Genomic DNA, 13,547 nt, shown 5'->3' with positions numbered 1-13,547 from the left:
TACGTTCAATTGATACGACTACAAGGAAGAATGCTTCTGCTGTCGGGAGCTGTGACAGGTATGCTGCTGCTTCAGGCATGTGGCCAGAATACTGCTGCTAATGGGAACGGGGAGTCCTTTGCGGCGGTGGTGGAAGCTCCGCAGAGCACTGAGGAAGTCACGGCGGAGGGTGAGTCGTCCGCATCCCCTTCCCCGCAGGACACTGCTCCAGCAGCCAAAGACGGAGTTGCTGCATCCGCTGCTCCATCCAAAGGTACGGATACCGGGACCAAGGTGACGGTTACGTTCAAGCCGTCTCCATCGCCTACTGCTGCACCTGTTGGAACGGCTACCCGGAAGCCCTCCGGAAAGACTGTAACTACTATCCCGAGTCCGGCCGCCTCTTCTTCTGTACAAAGCCCACGCCCAGCGGCAGCGGTTAAGGATACCGGGGGGAGCAGCGCTGAAGCAGAACCCGTCAAGGCTGGATCTGCTACGGCATTGAGCGTATCACCTTCTCCGTCTCCGTCTGCGGCACCAGCGGCAGCTGCTACCGTGGGTTCTGCCTTCACAGGGAATACAGCCATAGACTGGAACGGTTTTTTTGACGGAGACGATCAGACCCGGCCCTCAGAGCACTTCTGGGATCTTAGCGGACAGCAGGTGACCATTAAGGGATTCATGGGTGAGGTCCTTTCTTTTGAGAAAAACTGGTTTCTGCTGATCCCCGAACCGGGTGCCGAATGTCCGTTTGATAATGGGGATGAGACCTACTGGAACAAGATTATGATCGTGTTTGTTCCTGAAGGCAGTAAGCTCCGCTACACCTCAGGTCCACTGGAAATATCGGGGCGCCTGGATGTCGGAATCAAGATTGACGAGTCCGGCTACAAAACCATGTTCCGCCTGTACGACGCTTCCTTCAAAAGCCTGTGATCCATGAAGCAAGAACAAAAACCTCCAAATCCCTAATTGGGAAAGGAGGTTTTTATTCTGAAATAGAGGACAGAAGCAACATTATACCCGCTTCGCACCCGGCAGCCAGGCATCTTTATCGTATCCACGCTGTTCCCAGTACCCGGTATAATCTTCATTGATTAACTCAATCCGGTTCAGCCATTTGACGGACTTATAGGCATACATTTGCGGAGTAACGAGACGAACCGGCCCGCCGAGCTGATTGGGGATAGGTTTGCCATCGTGCATCACGGCCACCATGATATCGTCCATCCTCGCCTGATCCAGAGTGAGTGAGTCCGTATAGACACCGTCTCCCGAGTAGAACTTGACCATGACGGCCCCAGGCTGCACACCGGCCATATCGAGCAGCTTCGAGAGGGGGAGGCCCTCCCATGTATTTTTGTACACAGACCAGCCGGTCACGCAGTGAAAATCACTGACCTGTACCTCTCGCTGCAGCTTGACGAACTCTTCCCAGTTCCAGCTCAGCTTCTTATCCACCAGCCCATCAATGGTAAAAGACCAGTTGGAATTATCGAACGCGGGAATGGCCGTGACCGTATATACGCGAAAGCTGCCCTCGGCTCCCCCGCCGATAGGAGGTGCAGATTCCGCCAGCGGAATAGGATCTGGAATCAATGCATTGGCATTGGTTGCCGCATAGTCGGCTGTGCCGGGAAACTGCAGGGATTTACCGATCCAGCGGACAAAAGTTGGGCCGAGCGTGACAGCAAGCCCTGCGCCTACCGCAACCTTAATGAACCCACGGCGTGAATACATAGGCTGGGCTTCAGAAGGAGCCACAGGCAGCGCCCGTCCTGCGGGAGAAGAGGCCTCTTCAACAGGGACAGCTTCTGCCACAATCGTGCGCTTCTTGGGCTCCTTCAGCCACTTCACCCGTGTAATGGAGTGATAGATGATGACTGGCAGGCCGACCCAGGTCAGCAGATCATGAATGAATAACGCAGTATTCGCTGCTCTCGGCCCGGCAAGCCTGAACTGCCAGAGCACAACCCCTGAGATCAGCCAGCCGATCAAAAGCGTCAGCACGAAGAGGACGTTGGCTTTTTGCGCAGGTTTACCCTTGAGCCGCTTCCAGTGCTTCGCCGCCAGGAGCAGATAGTAGACCACAGGGATCAACAGCGCCAGACCGAACACGATATGGCCCCATTTCAGCCACACTCTGCCCTCACCCAGCAGCTCTCTCCAGAAGCCGCCAACCAGCATCAGACCGCTAAGGGCAAGAATTAAGACCAGCCAGGCATTCCACAAGTGAATCGAGACGAGCTTCTTTCCGTATCCTTTGCGGATGCCGGTCAATATTTTTTTCACCTGCAGTCCCTCCCGTTGATGAATAAGTGTCCAACATCATATTAATTTAAGTTTTAACTAATTGTACCGCAAAAAAACACTGCTGAATAATATTACCCCGATCAAGCCCGACCGTATGGTTGCCTTCCCTGAACTTTTTCTTATAGACTAATGGAAAGAGCTAAGGAAAGGATTAAATGCCCGTGAACCAAGAAACGATACTGCTGGTGGATGATGAAGTGGAGATTGTGGAACTGCTGGATATCTATTTTCGCAATGAGGGGTACCGGCTGCTTAAGGCATTTGACGGAAGGGAGGCGCTTGAATGCCTTGGCAAGGAAGAGGTGGATCTCATTATACTCGATGTGATGATGCCACACATGGATGGGATTGCCGCCTGCATGAAGATTCGTGAAGAACGCAACATGCCGATTATTATGCTCTCCGCCAAGAATGCCGATATGGACAAAATCCTTGGACTCAGCATCGGTGCAGACGATTATGTGGGCAAGCCGTTTAATCCGCTGGAACTGGTGGCGCGGGCCAAATCGCAGCTGCGCCGTTACCATAAATTGAATCGGGACACTTCTGCCAGAACGAATGAGCACGAACTGATCTTTGAAGATTTGCTGATAGATACACTTCGGCATGAGGTAAGTGTGGACAATCGCAAGGTGAAGCTGACACCCCGCGAGTTTTCTATCCTGGAACTTCTGGCGCGGCATCAGGGACAGGTGCTCAGTATGGAGCAGATTTATCTGAAAGTGTGGAATGAGCCTTTTCTGGATGGTGGCAACACCGTGATGGTGCATGTCCGCAATATCCGCGACAAAATCGAGCTGGACGCAAAGCAGCCCCGTTATGTGCAGACCGTATGGGGCATTGGCTACAAACTGGATCATCCATCCTGAAAGCTGAGGGGAACTGTAGTGAACACCAAATATATAAGCACCATCCGCTGGAAGTTTATCTGGGCCTTTGTGCTGAGTATTTTGTCGGGGGCAGCTCTGCTTTTGGCGGGCTATCGGCTGGTTAACTCTTTAATTTATCTGCAGCCGGCGCAGCCCTCCGCACTGTATTCGCGTACTCTGAAATGGATGATCAACCATATCGGTTCAGCGCCGCTGATGACCGCTGTCGGGATTGCCAGCTTCCTGATCTTCTTTTTCATCTATACGCGTAAAATCGTCTCGTACCTCGAAGAGATCACCAGCGGTATCCAGCAGATCACGAAGCTTGATGAATCGCACCGGATTGAGGTCCGAACGTCGGACGAGCTGGGGGTACTTGCGGAGAACATCAACATTATGTCTGAGCGGCTACAGCATTCGCTGCTGGAAGAACGCAAGGCTGTCGAGTCCAAAAACGAGCTGATTACCGGTGTATCGCATGATCTCCGCACTCCGTTGACCTCGGTGCTTGGCTTCTTGGAGTATATTGAGCAGGACCGCTGCCGGGAAGAGGCGGAGATACGTTACTATGTAGGGATTGCCTATCAGAAGTCATTGGTGCTGCGCAAGCTGATTGACGACTTGTTTGAATACACGCGGGTTAACAGCAGCAGACTGCCGTTAGTGCTGGAACGGCTCGATCTCAAGGCATTTATGCGCCAGCTTGCGGAGGAATCGGTTCCGGCACTGACCCGTGCAGGCATGACTTATGAACTGCAGGATGATACCGAATCGCTGTGGATTGAAGCGGCACCTTACGAATTGGTGCGTGCTTATGAGAATCTGATTGCCAATGCGATCCGGTACGGGAAGGATGGAAGAAGGCTTGAGATTGGACTCAGCTGTGAAGGTAACGATGCAGTTGTGCGGATCAGCAATTTCGGCGAGATGATTGCGGAGGGGGATCTTCCACATATTTTTGAGCGGTTCTACCGGGCGGAGCGCTCCAGATCGCAGGTTACCGGGGGCTCGGGATTGGGTCTGGCGATTGCCAAGGGAATTGTGGAAAGGCACCATGGGGAGATTACGGCTCACAGCACCAGATCCCGGACTGACTTTGTTACCCGGTTTCCGGTATCCTCCTGACAATCTTCAGTATTTCTTAAGAAATGGCAATGGTGTTTCTTAAGATTTAGCCGATATCCTTGGGCTATGGGATGAGACCCGGGGAGGCAGGAGAAGTTGGCTGATGTCAAAAATACACACGATCCGCACACTATTACCTCTACATATTCTGCGGTAGCGTTCTGCTTAGTGCAGGGCTGTTGCTGCTTATGCGGGGGATTTTTACTATGTTCTACTCCTGGTATACGCCGGGATCGGCTGCGCTGTTTGTCCGTTTCATGCATTGGATCATCAATCATATCGGCGCAAGACCGGCGGCTGTCATGATGTTCACCGTTGTATGTGCAGGGCTGTTCCTGCTCCGTTCACAAAAAGCAGTCAACGATACTACCGCGCTGCTGCGCGCCGCGGAACAACTGGCGGTTCACGGCGCCTGTGAGCTTGCGGACCTTGAGGTGCAATCGGGTGGGGAATTCAGACGGTTGGTTGCCAGTCTGCGCCGGATTCATCAGGCCGGATTGCGGCCAGCAGCGGCCCCTGCACCGCAAATACTAATGCCGGAGCCGGATGCACAAGAATTCATGGCGCTTATTTTGCGGACACGGGCGTTGATCCGCATGCTGGAACTGACAGTGGCGGAGTCAGAGGAAGAGGTCTGTAATATCCCTGCTGCAGTTCTGCAGCAGCTGGCGATGGCTAAGCAGGAGGCATTGGGAATGGAAAAGCTTCTGGAGCATTGGACTCGGCAGGTATGAGAACAGGACGGAGATCGCTGCTGCGTATTTGCTATGCCGTTTTTGATCTGACAGTCATCCTTGCTATTCTCATGCTAGCAGGAATTATTTATATGAGTCATTATGGAAAGCTGATGCTGGATCGTTATCCGGAGAAAATGATTTTACCGGAATCAAGTGTCATTATGGCCTCTGACGGAACAATGTTGCGGAGAATACCGCTACCTGAGACAGGCTACCGAATCAAAGCAGGACTTGGAGAGATGCCGCAGCTGCTCATCGATACTTTCATTGCTGTTGAGGACCGCCGCTTTTACAGTCATAAGGGTCTGGACTACCAGGGAATAGCCCGCGCATTAGTCAACAATACCTTACGTATGGGGGTATCGGAGGGTGGAAGCAGCATCACTCAGCAGCTGGCAAGGGGGTTGTATCTGAACCGGGGGCAGAATCTGCTGCGTAAGCTGAACGAGGCCTCAATAGCGTTGGCGCTGGAGAAGCAGTTATCGAAGGATGAGATTTTGCAGCTGTATCTTAATCAAATTTATATGGGGCAAGGGCAATATGGGGTGAAATCTGCAGCGGAGCGTTATTTTGGTATAACTGATCTGGAGCAGTTGGAGATTGGACAGATCGCGACACTGGCGGCTATTCCCAAAGGGCCTTCCATCTATAACCCGGCAGACAACATTGAATTGTCAACAGGCAGACGGGATCTGGTCCTGCGGATTATGCAGCAGCACAAGCTGATAACAACCGAGCAGATGACGGCAGCAATGAAGAGCACCTACGTACCTCCGGTTAAGGAGAAGACTGAGATTGTCGGGGCGTCCTATATGGATGCGGCAATTCAGGAAGCGATGCGGCAGACAGGATTATCGCAAAAGGAGCTAAGCACAGGCGGTTATACACTCGTGACGGGCATGAATATTGAGGCGCAGCGGGCTATGGAGCGGGCCTTCTCACAGGAAGAGGCATTTCCGCCGGATGGAAAAAACCAGAGAGCAGAAGCAGCCATGGTCATCATGGACCAGCGGACCGGTGAAGTGGCCGCACTGTTGGGCGGGCGAAGCCCGCGTACAGGCGGTCTGAACAGAGCCGTAACTCCTTCCCGGCAGCCAGGCTCCGCGCTCAAGCCCATTATAGATTATGGACCGGCGCTGGAGAGCGGGAAATATACGCCGGACAGTCTCCTGCCTGATATTAAAACAACCTATGGCAGCTACAGTCCGGCTAATCTGAACGGTGTATATCGTGGGCAGGTGAGCATGAGGGTTGCCCTGCAGCAGTCCATTAATGCCCCAGCGGTATGGCTGCTGAAGCAGGTGGGGGTCAGCTATGCCCGTGGGTTTGCAGCCAGGCTGGGAATGGAACTCGCTGCAGAAGACAACCATCTGGCTATTGCCCTTGGAGGTCTGCATAGCGGGGTTTCTCCGCTCACGATGGCTCAAGCCTACACCGTCTTTGCAAATGGAGGCATTCTTAACAAGGCGTATCTGGTGCGTAGTATCAGGAATTCGCAGAATCAGGTGGTGTATTCACATGTCGCTGCGCCGCAGCAGGCCATTTCGGTACGTACCGCAGCGGATATGACAACGATGCTCCGTCAGGCGGTGAATGAAGGAACGGGCAGACGGGCGCAAATGAACGTTACGGTGGCCGGTAAGACAGGAACCACGCAGCTGGACCTGCCGGGAGTCCCCGGCAAGGCCAACCGGGACTTATGGTTTGTAGGCTATACCCCTAGATGGACAGCGGCAGTATGGATGGGTTTCGACCGCTCTGATCCGGACAACTACATGACTGCCGGCAGCGGGCTTGCAGCTGCTATGTTCTCCAAGGTTCTCTCCATGCTATGAATAGATTTGCTTATTCCGCTGCCCATTCCTCCAGCTTCTTGTCGCCGGGCAGCAGCAGGGCCAGCAGACCGAGCAGCGGCAGGAAGCCGCAGGCCACGAACACCGTGGCTATTCCGATCGTGTCGATCAGATGCCCAATTACGACAGAGCCAATTCCGCCAAGCCCGAAGGCAAGGCCGGTAATAAGACCCGAGACCGTACCGATATTGCCTGGATACAGCATCTGCGCGTAGATCACAGTGACGGAGAAGCTGGATAATAGAATGAACCCGGAGATGATCAGCAGCACGGCCGCCCAGAACTGGTTCACAAAAGGCAGGGCTAGCGCAAAAGGCACCGTCCCGATCATCGACACCAGAATAAGATTACGGCGGCCGAAGCGGTCTGCCAGCGGGCCCCCGAAGAAGGTGCCGACAGCGCCGGCAGCGAGATAGATGAAGATATAGATCTGAGCCTTATCCAGCGTCATCCCGTATTTGTCCATCAAATAGAAGGCGTAATACCCGCCGATGGAGGCGCCGTACCAGGATCGCACGAATACGATGAAGACCAGAATAACCGTTGTAATCAGAATACGTTTGCTGCGGGCTGGGTCGATAGAGCGTGACGCTGACTTTTTGCGGAAGGTGTATCCGGCATCCAGCATCTCGCGGTACCAGCGGGCCACATAGGCCTGGATGGCGACTCCGGCAGCGGCGATAACGGTGAAGCCGAGAGCACCCATCTGACCGAAGGGAATGAATACCCACTTCATTAATAGAGGACCCAAGGCCTGGCCGGCGTTGCCGCCCACCTGAAATATGGATTGCGACAGCCCCTTGCGCTGACCGGCAGCCATATGAGCCACGCGCATGCCTTCTGGATGGAACGCAGCTGATCCGAAGCCCACAAGCATTACGGACACAATCACTAATACATAATTGCCGGCAAAAGCGAGCAGGAAGACCCCGGCAAAGGTACAGCACATCCCCAGCGGGAGCAGGATCGGACGCGGCTTCCGGTCAGCGGCGAAGCCGATAATAGGCTGAATCACCGAAGAGGTGATATTCAGCGCGAACGCAATCCAGCCGATCTGGGCATAAGAGAGCACCAGGTTATCCTTTAGTACAGGGAACATCGCCGGAATTAATGCCTGAATGGAATCGTTGAATAAATGAACAAAGCTGACAGCAAGCAAAATACGGTAGATGGTAGCCTGCTGCAGATTGCGTGATTCACCCAAAGAGCCGGGTGGAGCTTGAGGCAGGGTCTTGTTGGACATTTGAACTCCTTTCAGGAACAGTTAATAAGTAAGTTATCTATGGATACGAAGATAAATCCTATTGTAGCGACAAATGAAGCATTATGGGAATCAATTTGTGCAGGGCAGCGGTCAACTATTCATTATTAACTCAAAAAAAGCAATGCTTAATCCTATTGTAAAAAAAGACTTGCAAACGTTTGGAACGCGTGATATATTATCTCTTGTGCTTATGAGACATCGACGCTGAATTGAGCGACGAAAGAAAAATAAGTTGACAACGAATGTAATAAAATGATATGATCTAATTCCTGTGCAAGAGACATAACGTTGAAATGCACGGAGCAAGTTCTTTGAAAACTGAACAAATGGAACGCTTTAATTTTTACAAGATTCATTCAATGAATCGTCAGTTTCAAAATGAGCAATCGCTCTTTTCGATAGTTTTCGGATGGTTATTTCCTCGAAGTGATTCGGGTGAAGCAGCCGCTCGGAAAAACCTAATTGGAGAGTTTGATCCTGGCTCAGGACGAACGCTGGCGGCATGCCTAATACATGCAAGTCGAGCGGAGTTTGAGAGGAAGCTTGCTTCCTTTCAGACTTAGCGGCGGACGGGTGAGTAACACGTAGGCAACCTGCCCTCAAGCCTGGGATAACTACCGGAAACGGTAGCTAATACCGGATAATTTCTTTTTTCTCCTGAGGAGAGAATGAAAGGCGGAGCAATCTGCTGCTTGGGGATGGGCCTGCGGCGCATTAGCTAGTTGGTGGGGTAACGGCCTACCAAGGCGACGATGCGTAGCCGACCTGAGAGGGTGAACGGCCACACTGGGACTGAGACACGGCCCAGACTCCTACGGGAGGCAGCAGTAGGGAATCTTCCGCAATGGGCGCAAGCCTGACGGAGCAATGCCGCGTGAGTGATGAAGGTTTTCGGATCGTAAAGCTCTGTTGCCAGGGAAGAACGTCCGGTAGAGTAACTGCTACCGGAGTGACGGTACCTGAGAAGAAAGCCCCGGCTAACTACGTGCCAGCAGCCGCGGTAATACGTAGGGGGCAAGCGTTGTCCGGAATTATTGGGCGTAAAGCGCGCGCAGGCGGTTATTTAAGTCTGGTGTTTAAACCTTGGGCTCAACCTGAGGTCGCACTGGAAACTGGGTGACTTGAGTACAGAAGAGGAAAGTGGAATTCCACGTGTAGCGGTGAAATGCGTAGATATGTGGAGGAACACCAGTGGCGAAGGCGACTTTCTGGGCTGTAACTGACGCTGAGGCGCGAAAGCGTGGGGAGCAAACAGGATTAGATACCCTGGTAGTCCACGCCGTAAACGATGAGTGCTAGGTGTTAGGGGTTTCGATACCCTTGGTGCCGAAGTTAACACAGTAAGCACTCCGCCTGGGGAGTACGGTCGCAAGACTGAAACTCAAAGGAATTGACGGGGACCCGCACAAGCAGTGGAGTATGTGGTTTAATTCGAAGCAACGCGAAGAACCTTACCAGGTCTTGACATCCAACTAACGAAGCAGAGATGCATCAGGTGCCCTTCGGGGAAAGTTGAGACAGGTGGTGCATGGTTGTCGTCAGCTCGTGTCGTGAGATGTTGGGTTAAGTCCCGCAACGAGCGCAACCCTTGACTTTAGTTGCCAGCAGGTTGAGCTGGGCACTCTAGAGTGACTGCCGGTGACAAACCGGAGGAAGGTGGGGATGACGTCAAATCATCATGCCCCTTATGACCTGGGCTACACACGTACTACAATGGCCGGTACAACGGGAAGCGAAGCCGCGAGGTGGAGCCAATCCCAGCAAAGCCGGTCTCAGTTCGGATTGCAGGCTGCAACTCGCCTGCATGAAGTCGGAATTGCTAGTAATCGCGGATCAGCATGCCGCGGTGAATACGTTCCCGGGTCTTGTACACACCGCCCGTCACACCACGAGAGTTTACAACACCCGAAGTCGGTGGGGTAACCCGCAAGGGAGCCAGCCGCCGAAGGTGGGGTAGATGATTGGGGTGAAGTCGTAACAAGGTAGCCGTATCGGAAGGTGCGGCTGGATCACCTCCTTTCTATGGAGAATCGTCTTCTGCAACGAAGACATTCAAATAAAAGTCTTCAGGAAGCTTACTTCCTGAAGCAGGCTTTACTTCGTAAAGCCTTGAGCGTTTCCATTTGTTCGGTTTTGATGGAATTTGCGGGGCCATAGCTCAGCTGGGAGAGCGCCTGCCTTGCAAGCAGGAGGTCAGCGGTTCGATCCCGCTTGGCTCCACCAACAAACTTCATCTATTTGTTATGTCTGAAATACTATATACAACTTGATCCTTGAAAACTGGATACCGAAACGAATTTGCGTTTTAGAACATTCCTTTAAGCTGAACTTGTGTAAACAAGTTTCATATTAATGGCGATACTAGCGATTTTCCTTAGGGAAAACGCATTGGTTAAGCTACTAAGAGCACACGGAGGATGCCTAGGCGCCAGGAGCCGACGAAGGACGTGGCGAACAACGAAACTGCCTCGGGGAGCTGTAAGCAAGCTTTGATCCGGGGGTGTCCGAATGGGGAAACCCAGCTGTGGTAATTCGCAGTTACTCATTTCTGAATACATAGGAAATGTAGAGGCAGACCAGGGGAACTGAAACATCTAAGTACCCTGAGGAAGAGAAAACAATAGTGATTCCGTCAGTAGCGGCGAGCGAACGCGGAACAGCCTAAACCAAGGGGCTTGCCTCTTGGGGTTGTGGGACGTCTCACATGGAGTTACAAAGGAATATGGTAGGTGAAGAGGTCTGGAAAGGCCCGCGATAGAGGTAAAAGCCCTGTAGCCTAAACTGTGTTCTCTCCGAGACGGATCCCGAGTAGTGCGGGGCACGTGAAACCCCGTATGAATCCAGCAGGACCATCTGCTAAGGCTAAATACTACCTGGCGACCGATAGTGAAACAGTACCGTGAGGGAAAGGTGAAAAGCACCCCGGAAGGGGAGTGAAATAGAACCTGAAACCGTGTGCTTACAAAAAGTCAGAGCCCTCTTTATGGGTGATGGCGTGCCTTTTGTAGAATGAACCGGCGAGTTACGTTTAACATGCAAGGTTAAGGTGAGAAGCCGGAGCCGCAGCGAAAGCGAGTCTGAATAGGGCGACTAAGTATGTGGACGTAGACCCGAAACCGTGTGATCTACCCCTGTCCAGGGTGAAGGTGCGGTAACACGCACTGGAGGCCCGAACCCACGCATGTTGAAAAATGCGGGGATGAGGTGGGGGTAGCGGAGAAATTCCAATCGAACTCGGAGATAGCTGGTTCTCCCCGAAATAGCTTTAGGGCTAGCCTCGGTGAATGGAGTGGTGGAGGTAGAGCACTGATTGGGTGCGGGGCCCGCAAGGGTTACCAAGCTCAGTCAAACTCCGAATGCCATTTACTTCTTGCCGGGAGTCAGACAGTGAGTGCTAAGATCCATTGTCAAAAGGGAAACAGCCCAGACCATCAGCTAAGGTCCCCAAGTGTGTGTTAAGTGGGAAAGGATGTGGAGTTGCACAGACAACCAGGATGTTGGCTTAGAAGCAGCCACCATTGAAAGAGTGCGTAATAGCTCACTGGTCGAGTGACTCTGCGCCGAAAATGTAACGGGGCTAAACACACCACCGAAGCTATGGCTAGATACTTTGTATCTGGGGTAGGGGAGCGTTGTATGTAGGTTGAAGGTGTACCGTAAGGAGCGCTGGACAGCATACAAGTGAGAATGCCGGTATGAGTAACGAAAAGATCAGTGAGAATCTGATCCGCCGAAAGCCCAAGGTTTCCTGAGGAAGGCTCGTCCGCTCAGGGTAAGTCGGGACCTAAGGCGAGGCCGACAGGCGTAGTCGAAGGACAACAGTTTGAAATTACTGTACCACCGTAATCCGCTATGAGCGATGGGGTGACGCAGGAGGGTAGTGACGCGGACTGATGGATGTCCGTCTAAGCAGTGAGGCTGGTGTGTAGGCAAATCCGCACATCGTAAGGCTGGGCTGTGATGGGGAGCGAAAATTACAGTAGCGAAGGTCATGATCTCACACTGCCAAGAAAAGCCTCTAGCCAGGAGAAGGTGCCCGTACCGCAAACCGACACAGGTAGGCGAGAAGAGAATTCTAAGGCGCGCGGAAGAACTCTCGTTAAGGAACTCGGCAAAATGACCCCGTAACTTCGGGAGAAGGGGTGCCTCGGTAGGGTGAATAGCCCGAGGGGGCCGCAGTGAAAAGGCCCAAGCGACTGTTTAGCAAAAACACAGGTCTGTGCGAAGCCGTAAGGCGAAGTATACGGGCTGACGCCTGCCCGGTGCTGGAAGGTTAAGGGGAGCGGTTAGGAGCAATCCGAAGCTGTGAACCGAAGCCCCAGTAAACGGCGGCCGTAACTATAACGGTCCTAAGGTAGCGAAATTCCTTGTCAGGTAAATTCTGACCCGCACGAATGGCGTAACGACTTGGGCGCTGTCTCAACGAGAGATCCGGTGAAATTTTAATACCTGTGAAGATGCAGGTTACCCGCGACAAGACGGAAAGACCCCATGGAGCTTTACTGCAGCTTGATATTGAATTTGGGTACGATCTGTACAGGATAGGTGGGAGCCGTGGAGGCAGGAGCGCAAGCTTCTGCGGAGGCGCCGTTGGGATACCACCCTGATCGTATCTAGGTTCTAACCTAGTGCCCTTAGCGGGTACGGGGACCGTGTCAGGCGGGCAGTTTGACTGGGGCGGTCGCCTCCTAAAGAGTAACGGAGGCGTTCAAAGGTTCCCTCAGAATGGTTGGAAATCATTCGCAGAGTGCAAAGGCATAAGGGAGCTTGACTGCGAGACCTACAAGTCGAGCAGGGACGAAAGTCGGACTTAGTGATCCGGTGGTACCGCATGGAAGGGCCATCGCTCAACGGATAAAAGCTACCCTGGGGATAACAGGCTTATCTCCCCCAAGAGTCCACATCGACGGGGAGGTTTGGCACCTCGATGTCGGCTCATCGCATCCTGGGGCTGAAGTAGGTCCCAAGGGTTGGGCTGTTCGCCCATTAAAGCGGTACGCGAGCTGGGTTCAGAACGTCGTGAGACAGTTCGGTCCCTATCTGTCGTGGGCGCAGGAAATTTGAGAGGAGCTGTCCTTAGTACGAGAGGACCGGGATGGACGTACCGCTGGTGCATCAGTTGTTCCGCCAGGAGCATGGCTGAGTAGCTACGTACGGACGGGATAAGCGCTGAAAGCATCTAAGCGTGAAGCCCCCCTCAAGATGAGATTTCCCAGTATGTAAGACCCCTTGAAGACGACGAGGTAGATAGGTTGGAGGTGGAAGTGCAGCAATGCATGGAGCTGACCAATACTAATCGGTCGAGGGCTTATCCAAAGACTACCCCAAAAAGTGAAGATGAAGCTGACGAAGCGGATTCCGAGTACTTTCCGGGGGCCCCGTAAGAAGGGCAGACGCAGATTCGTTT

7 protein-coding genes, 1 tRNA gene and 2 rRNA genes are annotated in these 13,547 nt (G+C 52.9%); 8 read left to right on the top strand and 2 right to left on the bottom strand.

Features of this window, described 5'->3' with window-relative positions:
- The first annotated feature begins 9 nt into the window (after positions 1-9).
- Positions 10-915: a hypothetical protein gene (locus MKY86_RS28075; protein WP_340827615.1), complete on the top strand. Its 906-nt coding sequence runs from the start codon at positions 10-12 to the stop codon at positions 913-915.
- A gap of 81 nt (positions 916-996) precedes the next feature.
- Here MKY86_RS28075 and MKY86_RS28070 read toward each other — a convergent pair whose 3' ends face one another.
- Positions 997-2,271, bottom strand: coding sequence for a molybdopterin-dependent oxidoreductase (locus MKY86_RS28070; RefSeq protein ID WP_076083529.1), 1,275 nt, complete (start codon positions 2,269-2,271; stop codon positions 997-999).
- A 182-nt stretch (positions 2,272-2,453) separates the two neighbouring features.
- Here MKY86_RS28070 and MKY86_RS28065 point away from each other — a divergent pair, with 182 nt between their 5' ends.
- From MKY86_RS28065 to MKY86_RS28050, 4 genes are all read left to right on the top strand, one after another.
- Entirely contained in the window at positions 2,454-3,161 is a 708-nt protein-coding gene (locus tag MKY86_RS28065) for a response regulator transcription factor (RefSeq protein WP_036694776.1), read from the top strand.
- 18 nt (positions 3,162-3,179) lie between these two features.
- Entirely contained in the window at positions 3,180-4,286 is a 1,107-nt protein-coding gene (locus tag MKY86_RS28060; RefSeq protein WP_076083525.1) for a sensor histidine kinase, read from the top strand.
- A 206-nt stretch (positions 4,287-4,492) separates the two neighbouring features.
- Positions 4,493-5,020, top strand: a complete 528-nt coding sequence (locus MKY86_RS28055) for a hypothetical protein (RefSeq protein WP_076083520.1) — start codon at positions 4,493-4,495, stop codon at positions 5,018-5,020.
- Positions 5,021-5,112: 92 nt separating this feature from the next.
- Positions 5,113-6,858: a transglycosylase domain-containing protein gene (locus tag MKY86_RS28050; RefSeq protein ID WP_340827614.1), complete on the top strand. Its 1,746-nt coding sequence runs from the start codon at positions 5,113-5,115 to the stop codon at positions 6,856-6,858.
- A gap of 10 nt (positions 6,859-6,868) precedes the next feature.
- Here the strand turns inward: MKY86_RS28050 and MKY86_RS28045 are convergent, their stop codons facing one another.
- On the bottom strand, positions 6,869-8,119 hold the full coding sequence (locus MKY86_RS28045; RefSeq protein WP_076083515.1) for an MFS transporter: 1,251 nt from the start codon (positions 8,117-8,119) through the stop codon (positions 6,869-6,871).
- 480 nt (positions 8,120-8,599) lie between these two features.
- On the opposite strand from MKY86_RS28045, the gene MKY86_RS28040 reads away from it, so the two are divergent.
- The 3 genes from MKY86_RS28040 to MKY86_RS28030 all read left to right on the top strand — a co-directional run bounded on the left by MKY86_RS28040 (position 8,600) and on the right by MKY86_RS28030 (position 13,456).
- A 16S ribosomal RNA gene (locus tag MKY86_RS28040) occupies positions 8,600-10,160 on the top strand.
- Positions 10,161-10,287: 127 nt separating this feature from the next.
- A tRNA-Ala gene (locus MKY86_RS28035) sits at positions 10,288-10,363 on the top strand.
- Between the two features lie 167 nt (positions 10,364-10,530).
- Positions 10,531-13,456: ribosomal RNA gene (locus MKY86_RS28030) — 23S ribosomal RNA — on the top strand.
- Together the 16S and 23S rRNA genes with 1 tRNA gene alongside form the textbook arrangement of a ribosomal RNA operon.
- The last annotated feature ends 91 nt before the right edge of the window (positions 13,457-13,547 follow it).

This window comes from Paenibacillus sp. FSL R7-0333, from assembly GCF_038000365.1.
Lineage (GTDB): Bacteria > Bacillota > Bacilli > Paenibacillales > Paenibacillaceae > Paenibacillus_AQ > Paenibacillus_AQ silagei.
The sequence above is the reverse complement of the archived record's forward strand: the minus strand, read 5'-3'. Positions and strand labels throughout refer to the sequence as shown.